The following is a 6,325-nucleotide window of genomic DNA, read 5'->3' on the forward strand; positions in this document are numbered from 1 at the left end:
TTGGAGCGGCGCTTTAAGGATGGGTTGGAATAGGGCTGATATTAACGTTAAAGCTCGATCACTTCACCGTCTTGTAAGTTTTCTTCCGGTTCTGGTAAGAAATCTTCCTCCGGTTCTGGCTTAGGTTCTGGTTCAATCGAACTATCCGGTAATTCCGGTAAGTTCGCTGGTGGCTGGTTAAAGTCACGCATTGGTATGCAGACATAAATCACGCCCACGTTCGCCGTACCATAGCCAACGGCCTTATGTACGTACCACCACACGGTTCGTAATCCCTCGGCGGTTTCTTCATCCCATTCCAGTACACTACCGATAGGAACATGGTGCGAAGCAATACGCAGCATTAGCGGCTCTAAGGACTCGCCAAGGTTTTCGTCGCCATCATCCATCATGAAAAAGTTCTCTTGCTCATCTGGACAATCCAACAAAGCCACCAGCTCTGGATCGCTATAAGTGAGCGTATCTTGGTTGGTTTCTAGCTCTAATACTGACTCGCTTTGGTAATTATCATCCGTTGGTGCCGATTCTGGCTCAATAGGGCGATACAGGGACGCTTCAAAGTGATCAGGTGATAGTTTGATAGCCTTAATCCAATCTTCCCTTAAAACGCGATTAAAGGGCTCATGGCCTTGGTATCGAACCTTTCTTACTACAGGTTTAACTACGTCACTCACTTGATGATTCTCTCTAATCTGCTTGGTGTTACGTTCATCAATTTTGCGAAATCGGTCAGTGCTTCACTCTTAGTTTTCCCTTGCAGCTTGTAGCCGTCATGGAAGTTCTGGAAGCCGACCTTAATCATATCGATATAACCTTTCTTCTCGTTGGACTCCTTACGCAGTTTGCGCGCTTGGCGCTTGATGGTTTCGCTTTCCCGTTTCTGTTTGGCGATCTGTTTTTCCATTGCTTTCTGAGCGCGTAGATACTTCGCGTGTTCGCGCGTAGCGGCGGCCTTATCCACCACCGTTTTACGGTTACGTGCGGCAGCTTTCTTCTCGTTCTCGTTGAGCAAGTACGTTTTGTTATCTGAGCCAAAACCAACACGGCGCGCTTGCTGTTTCATTTGGTTGGCCAAGATGCGTTGCCATGCCAGCGATTGCAGCATGGTTGTTGCCTTGAGAACGTGTTTACATGCCACACCGGACAATTCAGGGTTTCGGATTTTCGGGAAAGCAAACTCTTTAGGCGGCGCTATGCAGTAGTTACCCATAGTGGCCAAGTATCGATACCAATACTGGTGACGGCCACAGTCGCAATCAAAGGAAATACGGCCAGCACACGCCAATTGCACCGCTTGGTTGTAATCCCCATTAGGCGGTTCGTGTAGTAGCTCATCCCACTGCTCAAAACGCACCTTTACTCGGTGTTCTTCGTGCTTCGACACGCTTGATGCTCGGACACGAATAAGCGCGATATTGTTCTTAATACCGATCAACGTGGCCTTGTGAATGCCTGTACCGTCATCGACACGGTTGTTTGCACGGTCTACGTCGATTTGACGCGAGTTCTTCACCAAAAAGGCGTAGGTGATACCCGCTGTCTTGCTGTCATAGACCTCTTTGTGTCGCTGACGAGCCTTGTCGAACTTGATCAGGTCTTCTTTGGTAAACCGTTGCCCTTTAGCCTTTTCGCCTAGCGCTTTTAATGCCTTATTAGTTGGCTTGGCCAGCGTTGAGGCGGTCAGTGTTCGCTTGGCATTGCGGCGGTTTTTCTTTTGTGCCCGTTCAATCTTGTTGAATAGCTGGTTGAACTGTCTCTCATTGAGGCCAAGGCTGGCAAATGAGCCGTTATCCCGTTTCTCCGCTTCAAACTTCTTCGGCATAAGTTACAGCCCCATTTCGTCCATGAATTGACGCATGGAACGACGCACCCAAGATGCTGGTGGCAGTTTGATGGTTTCGCCAACAGGTAGCGGATTAATTGGGTCGTCTACGTCACAGACCAGACTAACCAACCAATCAAGCTCAACCGTGGCGTAAGCTCTGTAAGAGACGAGATCCGCACGATAAACCTCATCAAGTCGAATGGTGTACTCAAAGAGATCGGTATTGCCCGAACGGTTGACGTATTCCATGACGATGGCAAAGAAATGCGCCCGTAGAATATCGTCCTCGATGTTCTCTGCTGAGAGGCGGGATAACTTACTCATCATCGCCTCCCATTCGATACTTACCGTCTGCGATTAGCCCCGTTTTAGCCTTAAACAGTCCCATTGCGCGCGAGGCCATTTCTGGCTCTTTCTTAGGTTTCCGTAACAGGTCAAACAAACTCTTAAGCGTTACCGTGTCGCCAATACTGTCTTGTGTGGCTGCATAGACCACAAACATGAGCGCGTAGGTGTCAGGGCGCAGTTCTGACCAGTCGATGTTGTACGTTGGCTTACCATCGGTTCCCCGTACTTCTTCTACGATGGATGGCGACACTTCGAAGCGGCCACCAGCGTTAGGCGGGTAAGTGATAGCGTTTAGGGATGTGAGATAGTTATAGGCTTCCATTGCCGACACAATGATCGGTCTGCCTTTTGCGTCCAGTTCGGACAGGCGAACGGCGCGCCCATACTTCGAAAAGTAGGGCGTAACCTCGTCCACCAGCACAATAAAACCGCCTTTTTTGAGCTTTTCTAACTTCTCGGGCAAAGTCAGCTTAAGGCTCATCAATGAGCGCTCTAATTGTTGGCATTCGATGATATGGAGTTGACCATCATCTACACCAGCAAGCATAAGTCGTGGCTGGCCAGATGATAGAGTAAGTACAGCTATGCGCGTTCGTGCCATGTTGTGACCTCTAAGCGCGCTTTTTAAGATGGGGAGTCTTGGTCAGTTTAACACCATTAACTAGGCTTTTTAGCCCTGTTAATGGTGTTTATATTAATTAATGTTCGGAATGTTGTGGGTAAATGTTTTCGAGCAGTTCAAGTGGCAATCCCGCCAGCTTATAGACCTTAAATAACAGCTCTGTCTCTGTACCGTTGTGGATCTTCCATTGCGCTTTGCCGCCGTATTTCCCTTTTGCGTGGATAGGTATCATATCGGGATACTGAGCGCGCTTATCCGCTTCCAGTAGCGTGTCGTGGTGATAACAACACAAGGGTAATACATACGCATGCGCCCGTTCTCCAACACGACCAAACACATGATGCAAGGAAATCACCGGATTCTCTCGGCCATGCAGCCAACACGCAATACACGGTAAGCGACCAATGGCATCCATAATGCGCTTTTCCTCTGCCGTAGGCGTTCGACCTTTCAATCCCTTACTGGCGATCTTTTTGGTCGGTTTCTTCGCTACCGGCTTCGCTTTTTGGCGCTCGATACGCTGTTGTTGTTTGTCACGCTGCTTTTTCTGGTATTCGGGATCATTTAAGCGCTCGATTTGTCGCTGGCGCTGACGTTCTTGTTGCTGTAATTGCTTTTTGAAGCGCTTCTCCCGTTCCTCGGGGTCATTCATCTTGGCGATTTGCTTTGCGCGCGCCCGTTCCATTGATTGTTTTTGCTTCTCTCGTCGTCTTTGAAGTTTCTCTGCTATTGTCAAAGCCATTAAAAACACCTACTATTTGTTTGCTCTTGTTTCACATTTGCTGGTGGAACATGAAAAGGCTGGTAACTCGAATTTGCTGATTCGAACTGTTTGCTAAGGCCAGCCGCAAAAAAACCGCGTTTATTCGCGGTTTTTTTGTACCTATCAAAAGTAACTCTCAATCAAAACCCGATGGCATGGCTTGCCGTCATCGTTACGCATCCGTTGCCCCAAACTGACGATCTTCATGAGCTTGCCCTCGTAGTCCCAAGGCTGATTTCGAGTTAAACACTCTTTGGCTCGTTTAAGCGCTGGCGAGCCAACTAAAAGATAAACGGCTTTGCGAGGTTTCACGCAGCATTCTCCGTAGCAATGTTTGAGGAAGTGATCATAGACAGTGAACGTTCGGCAAACTTAAGCTCTGCTTTGCGCATATCAATGTCGCGCTCTACATGCAGTGTGAAGTTGTCACAGAACACGCCTTTCTCTTTCTGGTGCGCGTTCAGCTTCTCTTTAAGTTGAGTGATTTCTTGATTGAGCTTTTCAATGTACGACTTGAAGTAAGTCTCGCTGCCGATTTCCAGCATCACCGATGCAGGACTACGAATGATAGACAGGTCATCGCATGTAGATTCGTTGCGTAAAAGGTTAAGAACACGCTCGCCATCTTGAGTTAAGCTGTAATTCTTGCGGTCTGGCTTACCGTCTTGCGCTTCAATTTCGTGTGACACTAAACCCTTTTCGGTCATGCGACCGAGTTCGCGGTACACTTGCTGGTGGCTAGCTTGCCATGCGCCAGATTCAGGCATAGTTCGGTTTGTTAGGTCATAGCCTGTTTGTGTTCTCTGTTCAAGAATTGCTAGAAGTAGATTACCCAAAGTCATAGTTAGTTACCTTTTGTTATTGATGCCAAATTTCACCCGTATCCTCGTCAATAAATCCATGACAGAGATACTCTCTACTTGTTGAGTAATGCGTAAGTCTTCCCTTTAACGCCTTTTTGTTGCGGTTGTGCCAGTGCTCGTATCCGGCAGTAAACGCATATTGGTTGTTGTTGTAGTCTGCATAATGCAGATCTGAGCCGTTGCGAGCCTCACTCACTCCCGCCGACCAGCTTGCTAGAAAATCGTCACGCTCATTGAGTTTGATAGCTTGTCGCTCATCATCATGCACCCCAAGTAACGTGATAATTCCTAGCCCTTGCATGCGGTCAATGACGGTCGTATCGAAATAGCCGATGTAGATTTCATCGTGCGGGATAAACTCTACTTGTAGTGGCATTTCGTAGACCGTTCCATCTAGCGGTAGAGCTTCCATAAGCTCTATGAGTAGGCTCAACTGGTTTTTTGGAATTGCCATTGGCCAGTGCCTTGTCTAGTTGTTTAACCACATCTGCACACATGGAAAAGCGAGGCATTTCATTTCGTATCGCTTTTTCGTCTGCGCCCTCAATAAAGGCTTTCGCCTCATCTGCACTTCCTAACACCCAACTCACACACACGTTCGCTACCGCGCCAGCGTTGCGGCTAATGGCCATCGATACTGTTGCTCCGTGGTTAGACAGGACAATAGTGCCTTTGCTGGTATTGAACGTTTTTATGGTCATTTTCTGCAAATGATTGAGCGTGTTCGGAATGCGGAATGAGACTACCACATCAAAATTAAGATATGCAATAGCTAATTTGCCCCTTAATATCAAAAAAATATATATTGATATTAAGTTGTGTGTTCGGAATAAAAAGTTGTTGCCATAATCCAAAAATGGGATTAGATTACGCCACAAGCAAACAGTCGGAGCCGTTTAAGAAATGAATCTAATTCACGGATTTTGCAGCACTAACCCACTAATTAACCCTGATATGGTGCTAATGCAGAGAGGTACATACGCCCACCAGCTAAAACGACTTTTCACTGACAGCAAACTACGTGTTGGCCATCTTTATGAGATGAAAACGACAGCAAGTAGCAGTGTTAAGTTTTGGGATTCACTCTCTGCTTATTTTGATGAGATTACTTACAAAGCCAAAGAAAGCTACACAGAGATTGATTCTCAATATCAATTTTTAACCTATCTAGCTGATGCAGTTTACTTGATTGAAAAAAAGGGCATTGATTGGGATGTCACCATCCAGTCATTGATTTTGGACGATGACCAAACGCAAGAAACCCACGATCAACAGCTACGCAACATTAGCCACCTTTTGAAGATGACAAAGCAGTACGCAGAACAGTTTTAACGATGCTGACGATCTACCCATTGGACGAATTTATTAAGGCTAATTTCCGAAGCAATTCGGAGTTTGCCAGGATACATGGCGTTGTCTTAAACACGGTTTACAAGATGAACGCCAACGGAGTTCATGCCAGCGGTGATAGAAACAATTACACCCTCTGGTATGGCAAGAAAAGCGGCAGTGAACAACAGCAATTGTTCTAGTTCCACCAGCAACGAAATAAACATCAAGAGATATAGAGCATGTTGAATATGACTTTATTTGAACTTATTAACCCTAGCGACCCACTCACTTTCTACGCCCCGAACCTTGAAGTGGCGGCGGTCGTCGCTTACTCGCTATCAAGCCACTACGGCGCGGTTTCAGTCGATAATCCCGAAGAACGTTCACCGATCCTTTTGGGTTGGGGAGACTGGTTTGAGGAAAGAAACATCGATGGCGAATGGATGAAAGCAAACCATCTTGTTTTAGCCGATGCCTTTGATTCATTAGTGATTGGTCAGCCGGAGAAACGCGCACAGTTCGACGCGACACTGGCTGCACTATCTGACAGCCAGAAAGAGGCATTTAAGAAA

10 protein-coding genes are annotated in these 6,325 nt (G+C 46.9%); 2 read left to right on the plus strand and 8 right to left on the minus strand.

Annotated elements, in window-relative coordinates:
* Positions 1-47 precede the first annotated feature (47 nt).
* The 8 genes from R8269_RS14975 to R8269_RS15010 all read right to left on the minus strand — a co-directional run bounded on the left by R8269_RS14975 (position 48) and on the right by R8269_RS15010 (position 4,875).
* Positions 48-674 (minus strand): hypothetical protein, encoded by a 627-nt coding sequence (locus R8269_RS14975; RefSeq protein ID WP_206954303.1) that lies wholly within the window; start codon positions 672-674, stop codon positions 48-50.
* Complete coding sequence (locus R8269_RS14980) at positions 671-1,822, minus strand: phage tail protein (protein ID WP_206954305.1); 1,152 nt, start codon at positions 1,820-1,822, stop codon at positions 671-673. The genes R8269_RS14975 and R8269_RS14980 overlap by 4 nt, the downstream gene beginning before the upstream one ends.
* A gap of 3 nt (positions 1,823-1,825) precedes the next feature.
* Complete coding sequence (locus tag R8269_RS14985; protein ID WP_206954307.1) at positions 1,826-2,149, minus strand: hypothetical protein; 324 nt, start codon at positions 2,147-2,149, stop codon at positions 1,826-1,828.
* Positions 2,142-2,774: a hypothetical protein gene (locus tag R8269_RS14990; protein WP_169629031.1), complete on the minus strand. Its 633-nt coding sequence runs from the start codon at positions 2,772-2,774 to the stop codon at positions 2,142-2,144. Before R8269_RS14990 ends, R8269_RS14985 begins: the two co-directional genes overlap by 8 nt.
* A gap of 97 nt (positions 2,775-2,871) precedes the next feature.
* Positions 2,872-3,537: a Ref family recombination enhancement nuclease gene (locus tag R8269_RS14995; protein WP_206954309.1), complete on the minus strand. Its 666-nt coding sequence runs from the start codon at positions 3,535-3,537 to the stop codon at positions 2,872-2,874.
* Between the two features lie 144 nt (positions 3,538-3,681).
* Positions 3,682-3,870, minus strand: a complete 189-nt coding sequence (locus tag R8269_RS15000; RefSeq protein ID WP_104968909.1) for a hypothetical protein — start codon at positions 3,868-3,870, stop codon at positions 3,682-3,684.
* Positions 3,867-4,400 carry a PadR family transcriptional regulator gene (locus R8269_RS15005; RefSeq protein ID WP_054866672.1) on the minus strand — a complete coding sequence of 178 codons (534 nt, stop codon included), beginning with the start codon at positions 4,398-4,400 and terminating at the stop codon, positions 3,867-3,869. The genes R8269_RS15000 and R8269_RS15005 overlap by 4 nt, the downstream gene beginning before the upstream one ends.
* A gap of 16 nt (positions 4,401-4,416) precedes the next feature.
* On the minus strand, positions 4,417-4,875 hold the full coding sequence (locus tag R8269_RS15010) for a hypothetical protein (RefSeq protein ID WP_048626724.1): 459 nt from the start codon (positions 4,873-4,875) through the stop codon (positions 4,417-4,419).
* Between the two features lie 449 nt (positions 4,876-5,324).
* Here R8269_RS15010 and R8269_RS15015 point away from each other — a divergent pair, with 449 nt between their 5' ends.
* Together R8269_RS15015 and R8269_RS15020 are read left to right on the plus strand one after the other, a co-directional pair.
* The gene (locus R8269_RS15015) at positions 5,325-5,753 is read left to right on the plus strand and encodes a hypothetical protein (protein ID WP_206954311.1); all 429 of its coding nucleotides are present in this window, start codon (positions 5,325-5,327) and stop codon (positions 5,751-5,753) included.
* 248 nt (positions 5,754-6,001) lie between these two features.
* On the plus strand, positions 6,002-6,325 hold a 324-nt coding region (locus tag R8269_RS15020), incomplete at its 3' end, for a hypothetical protein (RefSeq protein WP_318222583.1).

The organism is Vibrio sp. Vb0667 (assembly GCF_033391095.1).

What these genes read in the sequence shown, in the direction of transcription:
- R8269_RS14980 (WP_206954305.1), bottom strand. Translation starts at nt 1,822, where the DNA reads ATGCCGAAGAAGTTTGAAGCGGAGAAACGGGATAACGGCTCATTTGCC.
- R8269_RS14985 (WP_206954307.1), bottom strand. Translation starts at nt 2,149, where the DNA reads ATGAGTAAGTTATCCCGCCTCTCAGCAGAGAACATCGAGGACGATATT.
- R8269_RS14990 (WP_169629031.1), bottom strand. Translation starts at nt 2,774, where the DNA reads ATGGCACGAACGCGCATAGCTGTACTTACTCTATCATCTGGCCAGCCA.
- R8269_RS14995 (WP_206954309.1), bottom strand. Translation starts at nt 3,537, where the DNA reads ATGGCTTTGACAATAGCAGAGAAACTTCAAAGACGACGAGAGAAGCAA.
- R8269_RS15005 (WP_054866672.1), bottom strand. Translation starts at nt 4,400, where the DNA reads ATGACTTTGGGTAATCTACTTCTAGCAATTCTTGAACAGAGAACACAA.
- R8269_RS15010 (WP_048626724.1), bottom strand. Translation starts at nt 4,875, where the DNA reads ATGGCAATTCCAAAAAACCAGTTGAGCCTACTCATAGAGCTTATGGAA.
- R8269_RS15015 (WP_206954311.1), top strand. Translation starts at nt 5,325, where the DNA reads ATGAATCTAATTCACGGATTTTGCAGCACTAACCCACTAATTAACCCT.